Consider the following 22,943-nt stretch of genomic DNA (forward strand, 5'->3'; position numbering starts at 1 on the left):
GGTTCTCACGTTTCGTAGGGGAATCGGGCGGTGACGGCGAATCCGCCCTCGGGCCGGGGCCCGGCGCCGAACTCGCCGCCGTACATCATGACGCGTTCGCGCATCCCGATGATGCCGTGTCCGCCGCCGGGGTCGCCGGGCAGGACGCGCGCGCCGGGGCCGTCGTCGGTGACGTCGACGGCGACCCGGCCGCCGCCGGTGTCGACGCGGACGCTGCAGCGGGCGGGCGCGGCGTGCTTGACGACGTTGGTGACGGCCTCCTGGACGATGCGGTAGACCGACAGCGCGACGCTCTCGGGGACGTCGCCCGCGCGCACGTCGAGATCGACGCGGACGCCCGCCATGGCGGCGCGCTCGGCGAGCGCGTCGAGGGCGGACAGGCCGGGGGCGGGCGCCAGGTCGCCGTCCCCGGCGGCGTCGGCGCGCAGGACGCCGAGGAGTTGGCGCATCTCGGCGAGGGTGCCGCGGCTCGTGGCCTCGATGATCCGGAGCGCGTCGACGGCCTCGGCGGGGCGTGCTTGCGCGACGTGGACGGCGACGCCGCTCTTGACGGCGATGAGGCTCATGCTGTGCGCGACGATGTCGTGCAGTTCGCGGGCGATGCGCAGGCGCTCCTCCCCCACGGCGCGGTCGGCGAGTTCCCGGGCGAAGCGCGCGGCGTGGTCGCGGCGGTCGCGGACGGCTCGGCCGAGCGCCCAGGACGCGCCGAGCACGGCGAGGCCGAGCAGGACGGCGCCGAAGCGTTCGGCTTCCGGGACGACGGGTCCGGCGAGGGCGGCGAGGAGGATGACGGCGCTGCTCAGCACGCCGATGAGGGTGGTGGGCACCCACCGGCGGCGGCGCCGGGTGACGGCGACCGTGTAGAGGGCGTACGCGGCGGCCACGTAGGCGTCCGGCGGCAGGCCGAGGACCGGCCGCAGGGTGGAGGCGGCGAACACGACGGCGAACACGGGGACGGGCCGGACGCGCCGGACGGCGAGCGGCGCGCCGCACGCGAGGGCGAGGAGCACGGCGGGGACCGCCGGAACGCCGGGCCCCGCGGACGGCCGTCAGCACGAGCCACGTAGACGACCGCCGCCGCGGCGTCCCGGGCGATCGGCCGCGACCCGGCGGCCGCGGGGCGGGCGGGACGCGCGCTTCGGGTTCGTGCACGCCGCAACGGTATCCGCAGGTGCCGCGGCGGCGCGTCCGTCCGGCGGGCGTCGGACCGTGGTCGCAGGCGGGCGGACGGTCTCCGCCCGCGGTCGTACGGACGGGTCCGGCCCACGTTCCGATGTGCGCGGCGCCGTCCCGGGCGACCGTTGAGGGCATGATCGAGGTACGGGAACTGACCAAGCGCTACGGCGCGACGACGGCGGTGGACGGCCTGTCGTTCACGGTGCGCCCCGGGACGGTCACCGGGTTCCTCGGGCCGAACGGCGCGGGAAAGTCGACGACCATGCGGATACTGCTGGGCCTGGACGCGGCCTCGTCCGGCGAGGCGCTGGTGAACGGCGGCCGGTACGCGGCGGTGCGCCGGCCGATGTTCGAGGTGGGCGCGCTGCTGGACGCGGGCGCGGTGCACGGCGGGCGGCGGGCGCTGGACCACCTGGGCTGGCTGGCGCGCAGCAACGGCGTGGCGCCGCGCCGGGCGGCCGAGGTGCTGGAGCTGGTGGGCCTGGCCGGGGTGGCGCGCAAGCGGGTCGCGGGCTTCTCGCTGGGCATGCGGCAGCGGCTCGGGATCGCGGCGGCGCTGCTCGGCGACCCGGGCGTGCTGCTGTTCGACGAGCCGGTGAACGGCCTGGACCCGGACGGCGTGCGCTGGATCCGCGAGCTGACGCGGTCCCTCGCGGCGGAGGGCCGGACGGTGCTGATCTCCAGCCATCTGATGAGCGAGATGGAGCTGACCGCCGACCGGCTGGTCGTCGTCGGCCGGGGACGGCTGATCGCCGACACGTCGGTGCGGGAGCTGGCGGACCGGTTCGCGCGCGGGGTGCGGGTGCGTTCGCCGCGCCCGGACGAGCTGACGGCGGTCCTCGCGGCCGCCGGGGGGCGCGTGGAGACCGGGCAGGGCGACGCGCTCACGGTGACGGGGCTGGAGGTGGCCGAGATCGGCGACCGGGCCGCGGCGCACGGCATCCCGCTGCACGAGGTGGCGACGCAGAGCGCGTCGCTGGAGGAGGCGTACATGGAGCTGACCGCGGGCAGCGCGAATTCGGGACGGTGGCGCGATGAGCGCGGTGGAGGCGGGGACGCCGCGGGGCGCGGCGGGAGGCGCGGTCGCGGCCGAGTGGCACAAGCTGCGCACCGTCCGGTCGACGACCGCGATCCTGGCGGTGATCGGCGTCGGCTTCGTCCTGGCCCTGGTCTGGTCGCTGTACGCGGTGCGGTACTGGGACGGGCTGTCGTCGGCGGAGAGGGCGGACCTGACCCCTGCACCGCCCACGCAGTTCCTCCTCACGCTGCTCCCGGTCTGCGGTGTGGTGCTCGGCACCCTGACGCTGACGTCGGAGTACGCGACCGGGATGATCCGCACGAGCCTCACCGTGCTCCCCCGGCGGCTGCCGCTGCTGGGCGCCAAGGCGCTGGCGGCGGCCGGGCTGATCGGTGCCGCCGGGCTGGTGAGCCTCATGGCGGCGGTCCTGGCGGGCCGGGCGATCGTGGGCGACCGCCCGATGCCGGGGTTCGACGGCCCGCTCGCCGAGTACGCCGCCAACGCGGCGGCCGTGGCGGCGACGACGGTGGCGATCACGCTGATGTCGCTGGGACTCGCGGCGCTGCTGCGCTCGACGGCCGCGACGATCACGACCGGGCTGGGGCTGCTGTTCGTCGCGCCGCCGCTGGTGCGGCTGCTGCCGTCGCCGTGGGACGACCGGGTCTGGCGGCTGCAGCCGGGCGGGTTCGCCGACGACATGGCGCCGATTCCGGGGGCGACGACGATTACGGACCCGCTGCCGGCGCCGGTCGCGGCGGCGCTCCTGGTCGGCTACGTCGTGGTCGTGCTGGGCGCCGGGGCGTGGGCGTTCGCGCGCCGGGACGCCTGAGGGACCGCCCCGCGACGGGCGCGGGAGGACGGCGCGTCCGGTGCGCACGGGGCGCCGCCGTCCGCGGGACCGCTCGGCCGATCGCTCAGCCGACCCGCGGGTTCGTGATGCGGACGGCGAGGCGGGAGCGCAGCAGCGCGATCGCCTCGACCAGCCGCGGGGCGGCCGCCTGGGCCCGCACGATCCGGCCGTCGAGCTCGATGACGGCCCGGGCCAGCGCCGGGCGGGGCAGTGCGGGGTCGGCCACGACGCTCAGCGTGACCTGGACGGACGTGACGGTGCCGTGGGCCTCCGCCAGCGCCTCGCCGACGGCGCGCTCGGCCGCGCGGCGTTCGTGCGCGCTGACGTCGCCCGAGATCAGGAACCTGATGTCCGGCCGCTCACGGGTCGCGTTCATGATTCCTCCGGTTCGATCGGTGAAGGGCGCTCGGATCCGGCGGGCGCCGGGCGGATCGCCGCGCGCGCCGCGCCTCTGTTCCAGTGAACGCCGGAACGGTCCGGAGAAAGCCCGCCCGAAGCGAGACCTTCGTCACCGCGGCGGGCACCTGGCACGATCCGGAGGAGATCCGGATCACGTGCGGCCGCCGTCACACGGCCGCCCCTGCCGGGGCCGAGCGGGGGCCGCGTGGGGATGCTCACCGCGCGGCGCCGTCCGGACGATCGGCGTCCCGCGGCCGCACGAAATATTCAACGAACCGTTCGACGTCCGTCATTATCACGTCGCACGAACCGGTCTGGAAATCGCCGCCGATTGGTCGCCGGGGACGTCCGAGAACGCCCGGCAATTCATGTGCCATCAAGGTCGCGCGGCCGTGGAATTGCCGCCGGGCGGCCGGTCCCGGGGCCACGGTCCGCCGCCGCGCCGCCACCGACCGCGCCGACCGGCCGCTCGGGCACGGTCCAAATCGCCCTTCCGCGCCCGCCGGAACGATGGGCGCGTTGGCGCAGGATAGGCGAGAGGGGTATCGTCTGCGACTCCGAACGGCGGGCCCGTCCGCTCTCGAAGCCCCACGGCGCCGCGCCGCGCGGCCCGTTCCAGCACGATTGGGAGATTGTCGAAGGCGCCTTTTCCGTACTTTCCCACAATCGTGCTTCCATCCTCTAACATAGGGCGGTGCCGTTCCGCCCCGCGCAGACCCGTCGACTGGCTGGTGACCCCCTTGCCCCAGGATTCAGCTGTCCCGACTCCGTCGGCCGATGACGATGATCCGGCCGGACGGGTGATCGACTATCCGCGGCGCGGCGGACCGACCGTGCTGCGCATTCTGCTCGGCGCACAACTCCGCCGCCTCCGGGAGGAATGCGGCATCTCCACCGAGCAGGCCGGATACGAGATCCGCGGTTCCCATTCGAAGATCAGCCGGATGGAACTGGGCCGCGTCGGCTTCAAGTCCCGCGACGTCGCCGACCTGCTGACGCTCTACGGCGTCACCGACCCCGCCGAGCGCGCCCCGATGCTGGAGTTGGCCAAGGAGGCCAACACCCCGGGCTGGTGGCACCGGTACGGGGACGTGCTGCCGAACTGGTTCGAGGCGTATCTCGGGCTCGAAGAGGCCGCCTCCCTGCTGCGCTCCTACGAACTCCAGTTCGTTCCGGGCCTGCTCCAGACCGAGGACTACGCCCGCGCGGTCGTCCGCCTCGGCTTCCCCGACGCGTCCGACGAGGAGCTCGAACGGCGGGTGCGGGTGCGGACCACCCGGCAGGAGCGGTTCACCGCGCCGAACGCGCCGACGCTGTGGGCGGTCGTGGACGAGGCGGTCGTGCGGCGGCCGCTGGGCGGCCGCGGGGTGATGCGGCGGCAGCTGGAGCACCTGATGGAGATGTCGGAGCTGCCCAACGTGACGCTGCAGATCGTGCCGTTCGGCGCGGGCGGCCACGCCGCGGCCGGGGGCCCGTTCACGATCCTGCGGTTCGCCGAGCCCGGCCTGTCCGACGTCGTGTATCTGGAGCAGCTCACCAGCGCCCTTTACCTCGACAAGCCCACCGACGTCGACACTTACATGCGCGCGATGAACAACCTCTGCATCACCGCGGCCCGCCCGGACGACACCGGCGGCCTGCTGCGGGGCGTCCTGCACGACCTCTGACCGGCCCGCTGCGACCGGCCCCTGTGTCGGCCCGCTGTGACGGGCTCGTCCGCACGATCGCGCATCGGGTGCGGGCGACGGGGAAGGTCGTCGGAAATCGGCACGCCCACGGGAGGGAACGAAGGATGCTGTTCGGCAAGGAGCACGTCGCCCGCTACCAGGAGACCGACGGCGCGGAGGGGCACGACTGGCAGGGGACGGTCACGCTGCTGCTCACCACGACCGGGCGGCGCACCGGGCGGGAGCGCACCACCCCGCTGATCTACCAGCCGGAGGGCGACGCGTACCTGGTGGTCGCGTCCCTGGGCGGCGCGGACGAGCATCCGCAGTGGTACCTGAACCTGCGGGAGAACCCCGAGGTGAAGGTTCAGGTGAAGGGCGACAGATTCACCGCGCGGGCCCGCACCGCCACGCCGGAGGAGAAGCCCGCGTTCTGGCGGAAGATGGCCGCGACCTGGCCCCAGTACGACGAGTACCAGAAGAAGACCGAGCGGGAGATCCCCGTGGTCGTCCTCGAACGCGTCTGAGCGCGTCCGGGCGCGGTTCGCTTTCGCCGCGGTGGCGGGCCGTGTAGCGTCGGCCTTGAACATCCGTTCGACCGCGGTCCGTCCGAGGCCGCCGAGGTGCACAGTGCCGACGTCACAGACCGCTGACAGCGCCGTCGGCATCCGCGCCGCCGAGAACGCCGCCGGGCAGCCCGCGCGGCTGCTGCGGCGCTGGGAGATCGGGCCGGACGCGCGGTTCGCCGAGCCCGGCCCGGACGCGGCCGCGTTCCGGCGGTCCCGGCGCGTCGACACGGCGAACGGCGCGTTCCTGCTGAAGGAGCATCCCGTCCCGGACCGGCGGCGCATCCTGTTCCGGCACCGGATCACCGGCGCGCTCGACGCGGCGGGCCTGCCCGTCCTCGCGCCCGTCCCCGCCCGGACCGGCCGGACATTGGTCACCGCCGCCGGCCGGGGGTACGAGCTGTTCCCCTGGGCCGGCGGGCGCGGACGGGACGGCCTGGAGCTGACGTTCGCGCAGTGCGAGGAGCTCGGCGGGCTGCTCGGCCGGCTGCACGCGGAGATGGAGCGGCTGACGCCGCCGGTGCAGCAGAGCATGCTGGTGCCCGTGCCGCGCGCCGCGGACGCCGCGGCGGCCGTCGACGCCATGCTGGCGACCGTCCCGCGCGACGGCGGCGGCACCGACTTCGACGCGCTGTCGGAGCGGCGGCTGCGGGAACGGCGGGCGCTGCTGGCGGAGTTCGCCGACCACCAGCCGCCGGACGCGGAGGTCTGCACGGTCGCGCATCTGCACGGTTCGTTCCACGCGGGGAACCTCCGCCACGCGGGTTCGGGCAACGTCACGGCGGTCCTCGGCTGGGACGGGCTCACCACGGGGCCCGTGGCGGGCGAGGTGGTCCGGGCGGCGGCGCGGCTGTTCGCGTGCGAGGACGACCGGGGCCTCGACCTCGACCGGGTGCAGGCGTTCGTCCGGGGGCATCGCGCGTCGTTCCCCCTCGACGCCGGGCAGATCCAGTCGGCGGTGCACCGCGCCTGGTGGGAGCGGCTCTGCGACGTCGCGCCGCTGCGGCACCGGTACCTCGGCGAGGACGGGACCGGCGTCCCGGAGCGGCAGGTCCAGGAGCGCGGCCAGGCGGCGCTCGTGACGTGGTGGACGGCGCACCTGGAGGGCACGCTCGACGCGTTCGCGGCCCCGTACGCGCCGGGCGCGGCGGACGTCCAGGGCGACGAGCACGCGTACGGCTGATCGGGGGCCGGGTGCCCGGGTGCCCGGGGGCGGTGCCGGGCGGCGCGCGCGTCCGGGCGAGGATGAAGCCATGGAGATTCTGAGCAGCCGGATCTTGCTGCGCCCGGCGGACGCCCCGCGCAGCCAGCGCTTCTACCGGGACGTCCTGGGGCTCGCCGTCTACCGGGAGTTCGGCCCGGCCGACTCCCCCGGCGTCGTGTTCTTCCTCGGTTCCGGCTTCCTGGAGGTGTCGGGGCACGGGGACGCCGCGGACGGGTCGGCGGCGATGATCTGGCTCCAGGTCCGCGACGTGCGCGCCGAGCACGAACGGCTCGCGGCGGCCGGGGCACGGATCGTCCGGGAGCCGCGCGAGGAACCCTGGGGCCTGGTGGAGATGTGGATCGAGGACCCGGCGGGCGTCAAGATCGTTATCGTGGAGGTGCCGGAGGGGCACCCGCTTCGCCGCGACACCCGCTGACCAGGCTCCGGACCGTCGCGGAGCCGTCCCAAGCCGTCCCGGAGCGGTCGCCGTTCCGCCTCCGTTTCGTCGGCGCGAATACTGGAAAAACCTGGAATTGTCTGGAGCCTCCTGTACTGTCTGCCGCATGTCCCGGTCCCCCGGCGCGCCGACCCCCGACGCGCTCGAAGCCCGCATCGCCGAGCTGCGTGCGGCCGTGCGGCGGGCGATGGCGTCCGGAGACCGGCGGGGCTCCGCGAGCTGCACGCCGACCTGCGCCGCGCCGAGGAGGCGTGGGACGACGCGGTCCTCGGCAAAGACGGCGACGAGGCTCCCGCCGCGCCCCGCGCCCCCGCCCGCTCGTCCGGACGCCGCCGCGGCGCGACGTCCGGGAACGGTGCGGCCGCCGGGAAGGGCGCGCGCGCCAAGAAGGGCAAGGCCACCGAGGGCGCGCCAAGGGAGGCGCCAAGGGGGGCTCGAAGCGCGGCCTGCTGCCGGTCCGCGAGCAGGTGCACCAGGCGCTGACGCTGCTCGGCGTCCCGTCCGCCCCCAAGCTGGTCGGGACGGTGTACACGGCGTTCTTCCCCGGCGAGATCGCGGCGGGCCGGCTGTCGAGCCTGCGCCGCGACGAGGAACGCTCGTTCCGCACCGCGCCCTACAACCGGCCGTACTACCTGTGCGCCGCGCTGACCGCGGACCTGCTCGCCCCCGCCCGCGGCCTGCTCACCGTCAGCACGTGGCCGCTGGAGCGCCGCATCGTGGGCCCGCTGAGCCCGCGCACCGATTTCCTGACGTCCGCGATCCGGCTGGCCGAGCACGCCGCTGCCCGGCCGACCGGACGCGGCGGACCGAACCCCGACGTGCAGCGGCTGCTGTGGCGTTTCGCGTCCAACATTCCCGGTGCGGTCGACGGTACGGTCGGTACAGTCGATCCGGCCGTGCTCGCCGAAGCCGCCCGGGAGGAGCTGGAAGTGCACCGGGAGGCGGACCGGCGGCGGCGCGAGTCGGCCGCCGGGCGCGCCCTGGACCGGCTCGACGACGCGGAACGGCTGTTCGGCAGCCGGCTGCGGGCCCTGCAGGACGCGCCACGGCGCCCTGCCGTCAATGGAGAGATCGACCGATGACCGAGACCGCGCCGGACCTGGACCGGCTGCGCGGCGGCGCCGCCCCGCGCAACCACGACGCACGCACGATCGCCGCGCTGACCGGCAATCCCGGCTGCGCCCGCCGCGGGGTGATGGACGCGGCGGGGGTCGACAAGGACGCGGTGGCGCGGGAGCTCGGGTTCCCGGCGCCGTTCGGCCAGTCGCAGTTCGCGATCACGCGCGGCAACGCGTTCGAGGCCCAGGTGAAGGCGGACGGCTGCGCGGAGCTGCTGACGCTGCTGCGCGACACGCTCGGGCTGGCCGTCCCGGAGGTCGCCTACGACGACCTCGAAGTGGTCGCGGGCAACGAGGGCCGGGAGCTGCGGCACACCCGGACGCGGCGGCTGCTGGCCCGCGCGCTGGAGTCCGGCGAGGGCACCCTGTTCGACCATCCGCTACTGCGCCTCGACATCGCCGGGCAGCCCGCCTACCTGGAGCCGGACGTCATCGCGTTCCAGCTCGCGGGGCGCCTGCACGTGATCGAGGTGAAGTCGTTCGCGGTCGTCGACGGGCAGGCCGAACCGGAGCAGGTCGCGGCCGCGGCCCGGCAGTCGGCGGTGTACGTGCTGGCGCTGCGCCGGCTGGTGGCCGAGCTGGGCCACGACCCGCGGCGGGTGTCGCACGAGGTGTTCCTCGTCTGCCCGGAGAACTTCTCGAACCGGCCGACGGCGACGCCGCTGGACGTGCGCCCGCAGCTCGCCGTCCTGGAGCGGCAGCTCGCCCGCATCACCCGCATCGACCGGATCCTCGACGCGCTCCCGGACGACCTGACGTTCGAGCCGGGCGACGCGCTCGCCGCGTCGGTCCGCGCGGTCGAGGCCCGGTACGCGCCCGAGTGCATGGCGGGCTGCGAGATGGCGCTGTTCTGCCGGGACGAGGCGCGGGCGTGCGGCGCGACGGGCGCCCTCGGCCGCTCGGTCCGCGACGACCTCGGCGGCGTGGACGCGATCGGGACGGCGCTGGCGCTCGCCGACGGGACCCTGCTGCCGTCCGACGACCTGGCCGAGACCGCCGAGCAGCTGCGCACCGCGGCCCGGCTGCGCGCCGAGGCGCTGGCCGGAGCCGCGCAGGGCGCCGCGTGATCGGCACATGAGCGCGCTGTCCTCGCTCGCCCGCCTGCAGGCGGCGGCCGCCGGGGTCGCGCAGCCGCTCGCCACCGTGCGGCACTGCCATGTCTCGCCGGCGCGCTGGTGCTGATCCCGCTGCGGCTCGCCGGGGAGGCGGCGGCGCCGCTGGCGATCATGCTCGGCAGCGACCCGGACGACCCGTCGCTGCTGGTCGTGCCGCAGCCGCGCAACCGCGACCTGCGGTTCGCGTTCGCCGCCGAGGCCGCCAAACTCGTCCTGAACCACATCGAGACCAGCCGCGGCGCCGTCGAGCTGCTGGCGCCGAGCAAATCGGCCGCCAAGTCCGGGGAGGCCGAGGAACGGATCCGGTACGGGGACGCGCCGCAGGTGCTGGTGCCCAACCGCGGCGGGGTCACGTTCCTGCGGCTGCTGGGCCGCTCCACCCGGTTCCGCAGCACGGAGGGCCCCTACTCGGTCGATCCGGCGGTCCCGGTGCTGGGCCGGTGGCTGACCTGGTTCGCCGACCGGTACGACCATCCCGGATCGTCGATGCTGCTGGCGATGACGGAGACGCTGCGGCTGCACTGGGCGACCGGGCAGAGCTCCCTGGAGGACGGGAACCTCGCCGCGCTGCTCGGCTGGATCGACCCGCCGGACGGGCTGGACGGCCCGGCCGCCGCGGCCCGCGCGGAGGACCCGGTGACGTGGCCGCCGGCCGGGCCCGCGACCGACCCGACGTTCGACAACGAGGTGCTCGCGCCCGCGATCGCCGCCTACGACCGGTCGAACGGCGCGCCCCGCACCGAGGAGCGGCTGCGCACGGCCGTCGCGTCCCAGCTCGCCCCCACCTGGAACCTGATGTGGCGCGCGGCCGACCTGCTGCGCGCCCTGCCGGAGGGCGCGAGCGTCCAGCGCCGCTGGGAGCGCGACCGCGACTCCTTCACCTATTACCACCAGACGTTCGGCGAGGCGTATCCTCAGGCGCGCCGCGACACGCCCGTCCGCGCGGCCCGGCGGCTGCACGATCTGGAGCGGGCGCAGGACGCCTACGAGGCGCAGCGGGCGTTCGACGACCCGCTGGTCATGGCCGAGCACCGGCTGTCGGGCCAGGCGTTCGGCGGCGTCGTCACCGAGTCCGACCCGACCCGGCTGGACGAGACGGGCAAGCGGCCGAAGCTGCGCCCGTACCTGCGGGTGTCCACCGAGGACCCGGTCCGGCTCGATGTGGGGACGACCGTGTGCAACGCGGCGCGGCCCGCACTGAAGGGGAGGATCGTGGAGTTCGGCACGGGAGGCGTGCTGCTGGAGCTGACCGGCGGGATGGGCCGCAAGCTCGTCCCGGAGGCCGGCGTGGTCCCGCGGGTGGGCGAACAGGTGTGCTTCACGTCGCTGACGGAGGGTTCGTTCGGGCAGGCGAAGTTCCCCGACCGCGAGGACACGCCGTGGACGCACGGCGGGCCGCCCGAAGACTACGTGCCGACCGACGAGGACGCCGAAGAGGACTGGTCATGACGACGGGCGAGAGCACGCGCCGCCTGACCCCGGTGCCGTCGGGCGTCCCCCGCCCCGCCGGGCGTCCGGCGGTGGACCCGGGCGGGCTCCCGGCCGAGGACCCGGGGAAGGCCGCGGCCCGCGTCGTCGACGCCGTCCTGGCGGACCTGTCCGGTGCCCATAAGGGCGTGGTCGTCGACTCCCCGCCCGGTGCCGGGAAGTCCACGCTGGTGGTGCGCGCCGCCGGGCACCTCGCGGACGCGGGCGAGCGGCTGATGATCGTCGCGCAGACCAACGAGCAGGTCGACGACCTCATCGAGCGGATCGCCGAGGCGCATCCGCGGCTGACGATCGGCCGCCTGTCGGCGTCGCAGTACGTGCCGTCCGAGCGGGTGCTGGCCTGTCCGCAGGTGCAGGTGCGGCAGAAGGTCGGCGACCTCGCCGAGCAGATCGTCGTGATCGCGACGGCCGCGAAGTGGGCGACGCTGTCGGACGGCTCGTGGCCGTGGGCGATCGTCGACGAGGCGTACCAGATGCGGTCGGACATGCTGCTGCGCATCGCCGGGCGGTTCGAGCGGGCGCTGTTCGTGGGCGACCCCGGCCAGCTCGACCCGTTCTCCACGGTCGAGGTGGAGCGCTGGGCGGGCCTGGCGTGGGACCCGATGCGCAGCGCCGTGTCCGTCCTGCTCGCCCACAACCCGGACCTGCCCGTCCACCGGCTGCCGGTGTCGTGGCGGCTGCCGGCGTCGGCGGCGCCGGTGGTCGCGGACGCCTTCTACCCGTTCACCCCGTTCCGTGCCGGGACGGGCCCGGCCGACCGGCGGCTCGAGTTCTCCGCGGGCGGCATGGGCACCACCTACGACCGGGCGCTGGAGGAGGCCGCGGCCACCGGCTGGGCCCTGTTCGAGCTGCCCGCCCGGCACACGCTGCGCACCGACTCCGAGGCGGTCCGGGCGACGGCGGCGCTCGCCGTCCGGCTGCTGCAGCGCGGCCCGATCGCGCACTCGGAGAAGGGGACGGCGCAGGTGGACGCGTCGCGCGTCGCGATCGGCGCGGCGCACCGCGACCAGGTAGCCGCGATCCGCGCCGCGCTCGGCCCGCACGGCGCGGGCATCACCGTCGACACCGCGAACCGCCTGCAGGGCCGCGAGTACGACGTCACGGTCTTCCTGCATCCGCTGTCGGGGCGCCGGGACGCCACCGCGTTCCATCTGGAGACCGGACGGCTGTGCGTGCTGGCGTCCCGGCACCGGCACGCGTGCGTCGTGGTGGCGCGGGCGGGCATCCCCGAGCTGCTGGACGCCCACCCGTCGGCCGAGCCGGTGCACCTCGGCGTGCCGGTGAAGTTCCCGGACGGGTGGGAGGCGAACCAGTCGGTCCTCGCGCACCTCGCCCGGCACCGCGTCGCGGCGGGCTGACCGCCCGGTCGCCCGCCCGCCCGGCGGGTCCGGGTCAGGCCGGGCCCGCGGTCGCGGCCCAGCGGCCGGCGTGCCGGGTGATCGTGATCGGGTGGTCGAAGCATTCGCTGACGGCCTCGGTGGTGAGCACCTCGCCGGCCGGACCGGACGCCAGCACCCGTCCTTCCCGCAGGAGCAGCGCGTGGCTCGTGCTCGTCGGCAGCTCCTCCAGATGGTGGGTGACCAGGACGGTCGTCAGGTCCGGACGGTCGGCGCGCAGCTGGTCGATGCTCGCGAGCAGCCGTTCGCGGGCGGCGACGTCCAGGCCGGTGGCGGGCTCGTCAAGGAGCAGCAGCGGCGGGTCCGGCATCAGCGCCCGCGCGATGAGCGCCCGGCCGCGCTCGCCCTGCGACAGGTTCGGCCAGCGGGCGTCGGTGCGCGGCGTCAGGCCGAGCAGCGCGATCAGCTCGTCGGCGCGGCGCAGGTCGTCGCCGGTGGGCGTCCAGCGCGGCACCAGCTCGATCGTCCCGGTGACGCCAGTCAGGACGATCTCGCGGACCGTCCGCGCCGACTCCAGCGGGTGCCGCGGGTTCACCTGCCCGATCATCGGCCGGAGCCGCTGCACGTCGACGCGCCCGAGGCGGTGCCCGAGGATCTCGGCGGTGCCGCGCGTCGGGTGGGTGTAGGCGCCGAGGATGCCGAGCAGGGTGCTCTTGCCGGCGCCGTTCGGGCCGAGCAGTGCCCAGTGCTCGCCGCGCAGGACGGTCATGGTGACCCGGTCGAGCAGCAGCCGCCGCTCGCGGACGAGATCGATCTTGTCGGCGTTCAGGACGACGCCGGATTCGGCGGGGGGCATCGGCACCTCCGTTCGGGGTGCGGGCGCGCACGCAGGGGCCGAAAGAGCCCGCGAAAGATCACAGATCACCGGGTCACGGGCATCGGACCATGGGACGCGCCGGGCGCGGACGGACGCGGGCGGAGGCCGGGATCGCCGGGGCGCGGGCGTCGGGGAAGATCTGCAACTTATCCGAAGAGCCCGGCACCCGGGTACAACGGGAGCCGCCGGGCGGATACTGTGAGAGCCGGTGCCTCAGCGATCAGGGGAGGGACATGGAGGACATCGGCTTCATGTGCGCCCGCTGCGGCGGCGAGGTGCACGACGTCACGCACAACCGCGAGGGATCGCTGGACGGCGTCGGCTACCGCCACAACCGCAGGGTGGAGCCGTGGGACCACGAGCTTGAGCTCGCGGTGGGCGAGCCCGCCGCGCAGGACCGGGCGTGCGACTTCTGCGGCGGACCGGAGACGAGCTGGCTGTACTACCCCACGCTCGACCCGGAGGACACCGACATGTTCGAGGTCGAGCTCGACACCACGCACCTGTCGGACGACGACACCGCGGTCGCCGTCCTCAACATGCTGTACCCGTGGTACGCGTGCGACACGTGCTCGGTGATCGTCGCCGACCGCAACGTCGACCGGCTCATCGACCGGGCCCTGGACCGCACGCCCGTCCGCGCCGACGGGCCCGTGGACGAGGAGACCGTCCGGGCGCGGCTGCGGGGGTCGCTGTCGGTGTTCTTCACCACCCGGCCGGGCCGCCCGCAGCCCTCGCGCGCCGTCTGAACGGTCCCGGCCGCGGTGCCGCGGCCGGCGCCCCGCCGGACGTCCCGCCGGCCCGTCCCGCCGTTGCGGGCGGGGTCGGCGCTTCGGACGTCCGACCCGCTCATTATGATCGGTCCCGTTTTTGCGGCGGATCGTGAGCACGGGGGAAACGGCACGTGATCATTGAAAGACGGTTCCACGGACCGGATGAATCGGGCAACGGCGGCTATGTGGCGGGGCTGCTGGCGAAGCGGGTGCCCACCGACACCGTCACGGTGTCCCTGCGGCGGCCTCCGCCGCTGGAGACCGAACTGACCGTCACGGTGGAGGACGAGCGCGGCCACAGCGTCCGGCTGTGGGACGGCGAGCGGCTGATCGCCGAGGGGCTGGCCGGTGCGATCGTCGTGCCGCCCGTCCCGGGCGTCCCGTTCGAGGAGGCGGTGACGGCGGCGGAGAAGTACCGGGCGGCGGAGAACAACCCGTTCCCCGGCTGCTTCGTGTGCGGCCCGGACCGCGAGCCCGGGGACGGGCTGCGGCTGGAGCCGGGGCCGGTCGCCGAGGACACGGTGGCGGCCCCCTGGACGCCCGAGGAGCTCCCCGGGCGGGAGCTGGTGTGGGCGGCGCTGGACTGCCCGGGCGCCTGGTCGTTCGACGTGGCCGCGCGCCCCGCCGTGCTCGGCACGATGACCGCGCAGGTCTCCGACGTTCCCGAGGCCGGGGAGCGGTGCGTGGTCATGGGGGCGACGCGCAGCCGCGAGGGCCGCAAGACGCACACGGCGACGGCGCTGTACGGGGCGGACGGACGGCTGCTGGGCCGCGCCGAGCAGATCTGGATCGAGATCGACCCGGAGCGGTTCCGGAGCTGATCGCGAGCGGTTCCGGAGCCGATCCGGTGCCCGGCGGCCGGACGTCCGCGCCGCCGGGCGGTCCGCCCGGGCCCGCCGGGGCGGGTCACGGGCCGGTGAACAGGGGGTCCTCCCGGTCCGAGCCGTTCACGCCGCGGCCGTGGTCCCCGGCCTGGCCGCCGCCGCTCTGGTTCGGGGGCCGGTAGGGCGAGGCGGGCGGCAGCTCCGGGCCGGGAGTCCCGTGGGGCCCGGTGCCGCCGGGGAAGGGCCGCCGATGGGCGGCGGGCCCGGGGGCACGCCGGGGGCTGCGAGCCGTTCGGTACCTGCCCGTTCTGCGGTTGCCCGTTCTGCGGCTGCGCGTCCTGCGGCTGCCCGTCCTGCATGGCGGTGCTCTGCATCTGGCCGCTCTGCATCCGGCCGCCCTGCGGCGTGCCGGGCGTGAAGGTGCCCTGGGTGAACTGGTCCACCTGACGGCGCGCGCGGTCGGCCTCGGCGCGGGCCGCGTCGCGCTCTTCGGCCAGCGCGGTCAGCGCGGCCTGCTGGTCGGCGACCGACTGCGACAGCTGCCGCAGCTGCGTCGACTGGTCGTTCAGCCTGCCCGTCAGCTCGTCGCGTTCGGTCGCCGCGGCCTGCGCCTGCGCCTGCGCGGCGTCGCGGTCCTTGACGGCCTCGTCGGCGCGCGCCCGGACCCGGACGACCTCGGCCTCGGCCTCGGACTGGGCGCGCAGCGCGGTGCTGCGCTCGGCCTCGGCCTTGCTGGCGGCCTGCATGGCGCGCTGCCGCTGCGCCTCGGCGTCCCGCATGGCGTTGCGCAGGTCCTCGGCGCCCTGCTTGGCGACGGCCGCCTCGACCCGCTGCGACTCGGCGCCGCTCTCCGCCTCCGACACCTTGGCGTGCAGCTCGACGAGCTCGGCGCGGGCGCTCTCCAGCGCGGACAGCAGTTCGGCCTCGCGGGCCGCGATGCGGTCCCGCTCGCTCTCGGCGGCGAGCTTCGCGGTCATCGACTGCTGCGCGATCTGGTGCGCCTCCTCCCAGGCCTGCTGGGCGGCGTCCCGCTTGGCGGTCGCGAGCCTGGCCTCCTCGCGGGCGCGGTCGGCGTCCTGCTCGGCGCCGTCGGCGCGCTGGCGGGCGGACGTGGCCTCCTGCCAGGCTTCCTCGGCCCGGCGCTGGGACGCGTCGCGCTCGCTCTGCGCGATGGCGAGCTCGCGGGCGGCCTCGGCCCGCACCTCGGCGACGCGCCGCTCGACCCCGGCGACGCTCAGCTCGGAGGTCAGCGACTCGGCGAGCACGTCGGCGGCCTTCTCCAGCCGCTCGACCATCTCCCAGGTCGAGGCGACATGCCCGGTGAGGCCCGGCGCGTCCCGGCCGCGTTCCCGGCGGTCGCGGGCCTCGCGGGCGCACGTGCCGTCGTCGTCCCGGCAGTACCGGACGACGCGGGTCGCGCCCACCGGCTGCGGTACGGGACGTCCGCAGTTCGCGCACGGCCACACCGTGACGGGGTCGCCCATGCGGGCCACCGCCGTCTCCCCCGTCCCCCCGGATGCGCGTACGGCGTCGCCCGGTCCCCCGGGGACCGCGGCCGGAGACGTCGCGGCCGTCTCCTGCGGGCCGCTATTGTCGCGCTCTTGGCTGTTTGGCATGGAACGAACGATACGCACTAGTTGGCGCGACCGCAGTGACTTGGGTGGCACATGTGGGGGCGCCCGCGACGCACCCGGCGACGGAAAACGGCCCCGGCCGCCGATCGGACGGCCCGCGGGCCGCGCCGTCGGGGCCGGAAGGCGTCTCCGTCAGGGCCGGAAGGCGTCGGTCGCCTCGATCAGCCGGTGCCGGATGCCCGGTTCGGATCCGCCGTGCCCCGCGTCCTCGACGATGTGGAACTCCGCCTCGGGCCACGCCCGGTGCAGCTCCCACGCCTGGTCGGGCGGGGTCTTCATGTCGTAGCGGCCGTTCACGATGACGGCCGGGACGTGCCGGATCCGGTCGACGCCCGCCAGGAGGCCCCCGGGCGGCAGGAATCCACCGGCGGAGATGTAGTGGTGGGTGATGCGGGCGAAGGCGAGGACGAGCGAGTCGTCCAGCTCCGGCGGCGGCACCGGCAGCAGCGTGTTCGCGGCCAGCTCCCAGCCGATCCACGCGCGGGCCGCGGGCATCCGGACGGCCGGGTCGCGGTGGCCGATGCGGCGGCCGTACGCGGCGATCAGGTCGTCCCGCTCGGCGGGCGGGATCGCGTCGCGGAACGCCGCCCACTCGGCGGGGAACAGCCGCGACGCGCCGCCGGGGGCGAACACCCACGCCTCGTCCGCCGGACGGACGAGGTAGACGCCGCGCAGCACCAGTTCGGTGACGCGGCCCGGGTGCGCCTGCGCGTAGGCGAGCGCGAGCGTGCTGCCCCAGCTGCCGCCGAAGACGAGCCAGCGGTCGACGCCGAGATGCTCGCGGAGCCGCTCCATGTCGGCGACCAGGTGCGGGGTCGTGTTGCGTTCCAGCGAGACGGACGGGTCGCTCGCGTGCGGGCGGCTGTTCCCGCAGCCGCGCTGGTCGAACAGCACGATCCGGTAGGCGGACGGGTCGAAGAAGCGCCGGTGGTCCGGCAGGAGACCGCCGCCCGGGCCGCCGTGCAGGAAGACCGCGGGCTTGCCGTCCGGGTTGCCGCAGACCTCCCAGTAGATCTCCTCGCCGCCGCCGACGTCGAGGAACCCCGAATCGTACGGCCGGACGACCGGATAGAACTCTCGCGACCCCATGCGTTCAGTCGTATCCGGTGAACGATCAAGGACGCAACCGGCCTACTATCACGGCGTGACGGCGATCAGATGCACGCAGTGCGACGGCACGGACCTGGACCCCGGGTTCGTCGAGGACTCCGGCGACCACAGCAAGGGGTACGCCCGGTGGATCCCCGGCCCGCTGAAGGTCGGGGTCTTCGGGGGCGCGAAACGCTTCGGCAAGGACCGCTGGCAGATCGACGCGTACCGGTGCCGCAAGTGCGGCCACCTGGAACTGTACGCCTCGGCACAGGCCTACTGAACTCTGCCGGCCTCCCGGCGACGACCCCTCACAGCTGGGCCATCGCCTTCCGGATGCGCTTGTCCGACACCGGGTAACGCGTCCCGAGCTGCTGGGCGAACAGGCTCACCCGGAACTCCTCGATCATCCACCGGACGTGCTCCACCGGCTCGTCCTCGCGGCGCGCCGGGTGAAGCCGCTGCAGCGTCCGCCGGTACTCGGCCTTCAGCGCCTCGACCTGGCCCGCGAGCAGCCGGTCGCGGTTCGGGTTCTCGGGGAGCTTGTCGAGCCGGGCCTGGACGCCCCGCAAATAGCGGACGAGGTCGGGCAGCCGCTGCCAGCCGGTCCGGGTGACGAAACCGGGACGGATCAGCGTCTCCAGGTGGCCGCGCGCGTCGGCCAGCGCCGGGACGAGCGTGATGCTCTTCGTCGCGCGGATGCGGCGGTCGGCCTCGTGGGCCTCGGCCAGGACCCGCTCGACCTGCGCGACGATCTGCGCGGTCGCGTCGTGCAGGTCGGCGCGGACCCGGTCGTACAGGGCGCGGAACCCGGCCTCGTCCCACGCGGGCCCGCCCGCGTCGGCGATGAGCCGGTCGGCGGCGGCGGTGACGCAGTCGTCGAACAGCGCGGCGACCGACCCGTGCGGGTTGTGGCTGAGCGCCAGCTTGCCCTGGTTGGTGAGGCGGCTCTGGATGAGCTTCACCGGGGACGGCGCGTTCAGCAGGACGAGGCGGCGGGTGCCGCGCCACATCGCGCGGCGCTGCTCGGCCTCCGTCTCGTACATGCGGACGGCCACGGTGTCGCCCTCGTCGGTGAGCGCCGGGTACGCCTTGACGTCGTAGCCGGCCTGGTTGCGCTCGTAGGTGCGGGGCAGCTCGCCGATCGTCCAGTCGGTGAGGCCGGTCCGCTCGACGGTGGACGCCGCCTTCGACAGCGTGCCCCGCACCTTGCCCGCGAGGCGGCGTTTCAGCTCGTCCAGGTCGGTGCCCTCGCCGAGGGTGCGCTTACGGTCGTCGACGACGCGGAACGTGATCCGCAGGTGCGCCGACAGCCGTCCGGCGTCCCACGCCTCGCGCGCCACCGGGACGCTCGTCAGCGCCGTGAGCTCGCGCTCCAGCGCGTCCAGGAGCGGCTCGCTGCGCGGCGCCACCCGGTCGAGGACCTTGCGGGCGTAGTCGGGCGCGGGCACGAAGTTGACCCGCAGCTGCTTGGGCAGCGACCGGATCAGCTCGGTGACCAGTTCGGCGCGCAGGCCGGGGACCTGCCATTCGAAGCCGTCCGCGCGCACCTGGTTGAGGACCTGCACCGGGATGTGGACGGTCACGCCGTCGGCGTCCGCGCCCGGCTCGAACTGGTACGTCAGCCGCAGCCGCAGCGGGCCCTGCTTCCACACGTCCGGGTAGTCGGCCCCGCTGACGCCGCCCGCGGTGTCGTTGATGAGCATCGACTTCTCGAACCCGAGCAGGTCGGGGTCGGCGCGGCGCGCCTTCTTCCACCAGGAGTCGAAGTGCCGGCCGGACACGACGTCCTCGGGGATCCGCGCGTCGTAGAAGTCGAACAGGGTCTCGTCGTCCACGAGGATGTCGCGGCGCCGCGCGCGGTGCTCCAGTTCCTCGACCTCGTCCAGGAGCGCCCGGTTGTCGTGGAAGAACTTGTGGTGGGTCTCCCAGTCGCCTTCGACGAGCGCGTGCCGGATGAACAGCTCGCGGGACAGCGCCGGGTCGATCGATCCGTAGTTGACGCGGCGGTCGGCGACGATGGGGACGCCGTAGAGCGTCACCTTCTCGTGCGCCATGACGGCCGCCTGCTTCTTCGACCAGTGCGGCTCGCTGTAGTTGCGTTTCACCAGATGACCGGCGAGCGGCTCGATCCACTCCGGCTCGATCTTGGCGTTGATCCGGCCCCAGAGCCGGGACGTCTCGACCAGCTCGGCCGACATCACCCAGCGCGGCGGCTTCTTGAACAGCGCCGACCCGGGGAAGACGGCGAACTTCGCGCCGCGCGCGCCGATGTACTCGTGCCCGCGCCGCGGTTTCTCGCGCTTGGACGGGTCGTTCCGCGCGGCCTTCTCGGACCGTCCGGGCGCGTCCATCAGACCGATGTGCGACAGCAGGCCGGACAGCAGCGACACGTGGACGCGGTCGGGCGCGGCGTCGGCGTCGTTCAGCGTCACGCCGAGCGACTTGGCGACCTGCTTGAGCTGCCCGTGCAGGTCCTGCCATTCGCGGATGCGCAGGAAGTGCAGGAACTCGTTCTTGCAGGTGCGGCGGAACGCGCTGCCCGACAGCTCCCGCTGCTGCTCGCGCAGGTAGTTCCACAGGTTCAGGTAGGCGAGGAAGTCGGAGGTGGGGTCGGCGAACCGGCGGTGCTTCTCGTCGGCGGCCTGCTGGTGCTCGGCGGGCCGCTCGCGCGGGTCCTGGATGGACAGTGCGGCGGCGATGACGAGGACCTCGCGGACGCAGCCGTTGCGGTCGGCCTCCAGGACCATGCGGGCCAGCCGCGGGTCGACGGGCAGCTGCGCGAGGCGGCGGCCGAGCGGGGTGAGGCGCTTCTTCGGGTCCTGTTCCGCCGGGTCGATCGCGCCCAGCTCGTGGAGGAGGTCGACGCCGGCCTTGACGTTGCGGCGGTCCGGCGGCTCCACGAACGGGAACGCGGCGATGTCGCCGAGGCCGAGCGCGGTCATCTGCAGGATGACCGACGCGAGGTTGGTGCGCAGGATCTCCGGGTCGGTGAACTCGGGACGGGACTCGAAGTCCTCCTCGGAGTACAGCCGGATGCACACGCCCTCGGACACGCGCCCGCAGCGGCCCTTGCGCTGGTTCGCCGACGCCTGCGACACCGGCTCGATCGGGAGCCGCTGCACCTTCAGCCGGTGGCTGTAGCGGGAGATGCGGGCGGTGCCGGGGTCCACGACGTACTTGATGCCGGGGACGGTCAGGGACGTCTCCGCGACGTTCGTCGACAGGACGACGCGCGCCCGCGGTGGGACTGGAACACGCGGTGCTGCTCGGCCGCCGACAGCCGCGCGTACAGCGGCAGGACCTCGCTCGTCCCCCGCTGTTTCGCGAGGTGCTTGGTCAGGGCCTCGGCGGTGTCGCGGATCTCCCGCTCGCCGCTGAGGAAGACGAGCACGTCGCCGGGTGCCTCGCGGCCCAGTTCGTCGACCGCGTCGATGATCGCCTGGATCTGGTCGCGGTCGGGGTCGGCGGACGGGTCGTCGGGGTCGGTGACCGGCCGGTACCGGACCTCGACCGGGTACGTGCGGCCGGACACCTCCACGATCGGGGCGTCGCCGAAGTGCCGGGAGAACCGCTCCGGGTCGATCGTCGCGGAGGTGATGATCACCTTGAGGTCGGGGCGCTTCGGCAGGATCTCCCTGATGTACCCGAGCAGGAAGTCGATGTTGAGGCTGCGCTCGTGCGCCTCGTCGATGATCAGCGTGTCGTACTGCCGCAGCAGCCGGTCCGTCTGGATCTCGGCGAGCAGGATGCCGTCGGTCATCAGCTTGACGAGCGTGCCGTCGCTGGACCTGTCGGTGAACCGCACCTTGTAGCCGACGGTCTCGCCGAGGTCGGTGCCGAGTTCCTCGGCGATGCGGTCGGCGACGGTGCGGGCGGCTAGCCGGCGCGGCTGGGTGTGCCCGATCGAGCCGAGCACGCCGCGTCCGAGCTCCAGGCAGATCTTGGGGATCTGGGTCGTCTTGCCTGACCCGGTCTCTCCCGCGACGATCACGACCTGGTTGTCGCGGACGGCCTCCAGGATGTCGTCCTTCTTCTGCGCGACCGGCAGCTCCGCCGGGTAGGTGATCGCCGGGACGGCCGCGCGGCGCCGCTCGACGCGGCGCTCGGCGGCGCCGACCTCGGCGGCGATCTCCTCGGCGACCTTCGCACGCCGCCCGGCGTCCTTCATCTTCTCGGTGCCGTCGATGCGGCGGCGCAGCCGGCTCCGGTCGCGCGGCATCAATTCGGGCAGGCGCGCGCGCAGGTCGGCGAGCGGCGATCTCACAGGCGTCCTCATAACCGTTGACAAGGATAGGCCGCGGGCGTCGCGCCCCTCCCCCGGCCGTGGCCCACCGGGCGCCGCCCTCGGAACCTTTGCACGGTAGCCGGGAGGCTCCCGCGGGGGCGATCCATTTTTTCCGCGGACGCCCGAACCACAACGCGTCCATGACCGCCGCAATTCCCTGGCGTATCGGACGTACCGGATTCATCGCTCAACGTAGTGCGCGCACGCGCCGGATCGGTCACCATGGGTAGACGTGGAGACACCGAGCGCAGCGGGCCGCTACCGGATCGAGCGCCTTCTCGGGACGGGCGGCTTCGCGTCCGTCTGGCTGGGGCACGATCCGGACCTCGACGCCCCCGTCGCCATCAAGATCCTCGGCGAGCACTGGACGATGCACATGGACGTGCGGGAGCGGTTCGTCCAGGAGGCCCGGCTGCTGCGCCGCGCCGACTCGCACCGGCTCGTGCAGGTCTTCGACATCGGCGAACTGCCCGGCGAGCGCCCCTACTTCGTGATGACCTACGCCGACCGCGGCACGCTGGAGGAGCGGCTCGCGGCGGCGGACGCGCCCGCGGACGGGCCGCCGGACGCGCTGCCGGACGCGCCCGCCGACGCGCTGACGGACGCGCTCGTCCTCGCCGGCGAGATCATCCGGGGCGCGCAGGACCTGCACGACCTCGGCATCGTGCACCGGGACCTCAAACCGTCGAACGTGCTGCTGCGCACGGCGCCCGGCGGCACCGGCGAGCGGGTCGTGCTCGCCGACCTCGGCATCGCGCGGAGCGGCGACCACCTGTCGAGCCTGACGCTGCCCGCCGGGTCGCCCGGCTACATGTCCCCGGAGCAGACGCAGGTCGACGGGGCGCCGGACCACCGCGCCGACGTGTACGGGCTCGGGGCGCTCACTTACCGGCTGCTCACCGGGGAACCGCCCGGCACGCCCGCCCGGCCGCCCGGCGACGTCCGTCCGAGGATCCCGCCGGACGTGGACGCGGCCGTGATGCGGGCACTGGACCCCGACCGGGAGCGGCGCTGGCAGAGCGCGGCCGAGTTCGGGGCGGCGCTGGAGGCGGCGGCCCCGCCG

Annotated in this window: 17 protein-coding genes and 2 pseudogenes; 13 read left to right on the forward strand and 6 right to left on the reverse strand. The window is 74.5% G+C overall.

Translation table 11 applies throughout. The features are described from left to right. Nucleotides 1–5: 5 nt before the first annotated feature. The gene (locus tag BJF79_RS36545) at nt 6–1,010 is read right to left on the reverse strand and encodes a sensor histidine kinase (protein WP_075904276.1); all 1,005 of its coding nucleotides are present in this window, start codon (nt 1,008–1,010) and stop codon (nt 6–8) included. 299 nt (nt 1,011–1,309) lie between these two features. Between BJF79_RS36545 and BJF79_RS36550 the strand changes: the two are divergent. Beyond that, nucleotides 1,310–2,188, forward strand: a pseudogene (locus tag BJF79_RS36550) (ABC transporter ATP-binding protein); the annotation flags it as partial. Nucleotides 2,189–2,210: 22 nt separating this feature from the next. Beyond that, the gene (locus BJF79_RS36555; RefSeq protein WP_075904278.1) at nt 2,211–3,023 is read left to right on the forward strand and encodes an ABC transporter permease subunit; all 813 of its coding nucleotides are present in this window, start codon (nt 2,211–2,213) and stop codon (nt 3,021–3,023) included. A gap of 85 nt (nt 3,024–3,108) precedes the next feature. Here BJF79_RS36555 and BJF79_RS36560 read toward each other — a convergent pair whose 3' ends face one another. Then, nucleotides 3,109–3,420 (reverse strand): BRCT domain-containing protein, encoded by a 312-nt coding sequence (locus tag BJF79_RS36560; RefSeq protein WP_075904280.1) that lies wholly within the window; start codon nt 3,418–3,420, stop codon nt 3,109–3,111. Nucleotides 3,421–4,243: 823 nt separating this feature from the next. Between BJF79_RS36560 and BJF79_RS36565 the strand changes: the two genes are divergently transcribed. The 8 genes from BJF79_RS36565 (at nt 4,244) to BJF79_RS36600 (ending at nt 12,416) form a co-directional block, all read left to right on the forward strand. Beyond that, nucleotides 4,244–5,110, forward strand: a complete 867-nt coding sequence (locus BJF79_RS36565) for a helix-turn-helix domain-containing protein (protein WP_083734517.1) — start codon at nt 4,244–4,246, stop codon at nt 5,108–5,110. 125 nt (nt 5,111–5,235) lie between these two features. Continuing rightward, entirely contained in the window at nt 5,236–5,637 is a 402-nt protein-coding gene (locus BJF79_RS36570) for a nitroreductase family deazaflavin-dependent oxidoreductase (RefSeq protein WP_075904284.1), read from the forward strand. A 103-nt stretch (nt 5,638–5,740) separates the two neighbouring features. Then, complete coding sequence (locus BJF79_RS36575) at nt 5,741–6,859, forward strand: phosphotransferase enzyme family protein (protein ID WP_262403097.1); 1,119 nt, start codon at nt 5,741–5,743, stop codon at nt 6,857–6,859. A gap of 70 nt (nt 6,860–6,929) precedes the next feature. Then, nucleotides 6,930–7,316 carry a VOC family protein gene (locus BJF79_RS36580; protein WP_075904286.1) on the forward strand — a complete coding sequence of 129 codons (387 nt, stop codon included), beginning with the start codon at nt 6,930–6,932 and terminating at the stop codon, nt 7,314–7,316. 488 nt (nt 7,317–7,804) lie between these two features. Further along, nucleotides 7,805–8,419 carry a hypothetical protein gene (locus BJF79_RS52050; RefSeq protein WP_083734518.1) on the forward strand — a complete coding sequence of 205 codons (615 nt, stop codon included), beginning with the start codon at nt 7,805–7,807 and terminating at the stop codon, nt 8,417–8,419. Next, a complete protein-coding gene (locus BJF79_RS36590; RefSeq protein ID WP_075904288.1) occupies nt 8,416–9,522 on the forward strand; it encodes a hypothetical protein in 1,107 nt (368 codons plus the stop codon). The genes BJF79_RS52050 and BJF79_RS36590 overlap by 4 nt, the downstream gene beginning before the upstream one ends. Before the next feature lie 108 nt (nt 9,523–9,630). Beyond that, the gene (locus tag BJF79_RS36595; protein WP_262403098.1) at nt 9,631–11,019 is read left to right on the forward strand and encodes a hypothetical protein; all 1,389 of its coding nucleotides are present in this window, start codon (nt 9,631–9,633) and stop codon (nt 11,017–11,019) included. Next, nucleotides 11,016–12,416, forward strand: a complete 1,401-nt coding sequence (locus BJF79_RS36600) for an AAA domain-containing protein (RefSeq protein ID WP_083734519.1) — start codon at nt 11,016–11,018, stop codon at nt 12,414–12,416. Before BJF79_RS36595 ends, BJF79_RS36600 begins: the two co-directional genes overlap by 4 nt. 34 nt (nt 12,417–12,450) lie before the next feature. Here the strand turns inward: BJF79_RS36600 and BJF79_RS36605 are convergent, their stop codons facing one another. Further along, nucleotides 12,451–13,251, reverse strand: a complete 801-nt coding sequence (locus tag BJF79_RS36605) for an ABC transporter ATP-binding protein (RefSeq protein WP_075904289.1) — start codon at nt 13,249–13,251, stop codon at nt 12,451–12,453. 254 nt (nt 13,252–13,505) lie between these two features. On the opposite strand from BJF79_RS36605, the gene BJF79_RS36610 reads away from it, so the two are divergent. Beyond that, entirely contained in the window at nt 13,506–14,021 is a 516-nt protein-coding gene (locus tag BJF79_RS36610) for a hypothetical protein (RefSeq protein ID WP_075904291.1), read from the forward strand. Between the two features lie 205 nt (nt 14,022–14,226). On the opposite strand, the gene BJF79_RS66010 is transcribed toward BJF79_RS36610, so the two are convergent. After that, nucleotides 14,227–16,353, reverse strand: a complete 2,127-nt coding sequence (locus BJF79_RS66010) for a hypothetical protein (protein ID WP_316043512.1) — start codon at nt 16,351–16,353, stop codon at nt 14,227–14,229. A gap of 282 nt (nt 16,354–16,635) precedes the next feature. Continuing rightward, nucleotides 16,636–17,592, reverse strand: a complete 957-nt coding sequence (gene pip / locus BJF79_RS36625) for a prolyl aminopeptidase (RefSeq protein ID WP_075904297.1) — start codon at nt 17,590–17,592, stop codon at nt 16,636–16,638. Between the two features lie 55 nt (nt 17,593–17,647). Here pip and BJF79_RS36630 point away from each other — a divergent pair, with 55 nt between their 5' ends. Continuing rightward, nucleotides 17,648–17,875 carry a hypothetical protein gene (locus BJF79_RS36630; protein ID WP_075904299.1) on the forward strand — a complete coding sequence of 76 codons (228 nt, stop codon included), beginning with the start codon at nt 17,648–17,650 and terminating at the stop codon, nt 17,873–17,875. A 28-nt stretch (nt 17,876–17,903) separates the two neighbouring features. Here BJF79_RS36630 and hrpA read toward each other — a convergent pair. Next, nucleotides 17,904–21,871 (reverse strand): annotated as a pseudogene (gene hrpA, locus BJF79_RS36635) (ATP-dependent RNA helicase HrpA). 241 nt (nt 21,872–22,112) lie between these two features. Between hrpA and BJF79_RS36640 the strand changes: the two are divergent. Then, the coding region (locus tag BJF79_RS36640) for a serine/threonine-protein kinase (RefSeq protein WP_143220729.1) at nt 22,113–22,943 on the forward strand (831 nt) is incomplete at its 3' end.

Origin of the sequence: Actinomadura sp. CNU-125 (genome assembly GCF_001942465.1) — a bacterium.
GTDB lineage: Bacteria > Actinomycetota > Actinomycetes > Streptosporangiales > Streptosporangiaceae > Spirillospora.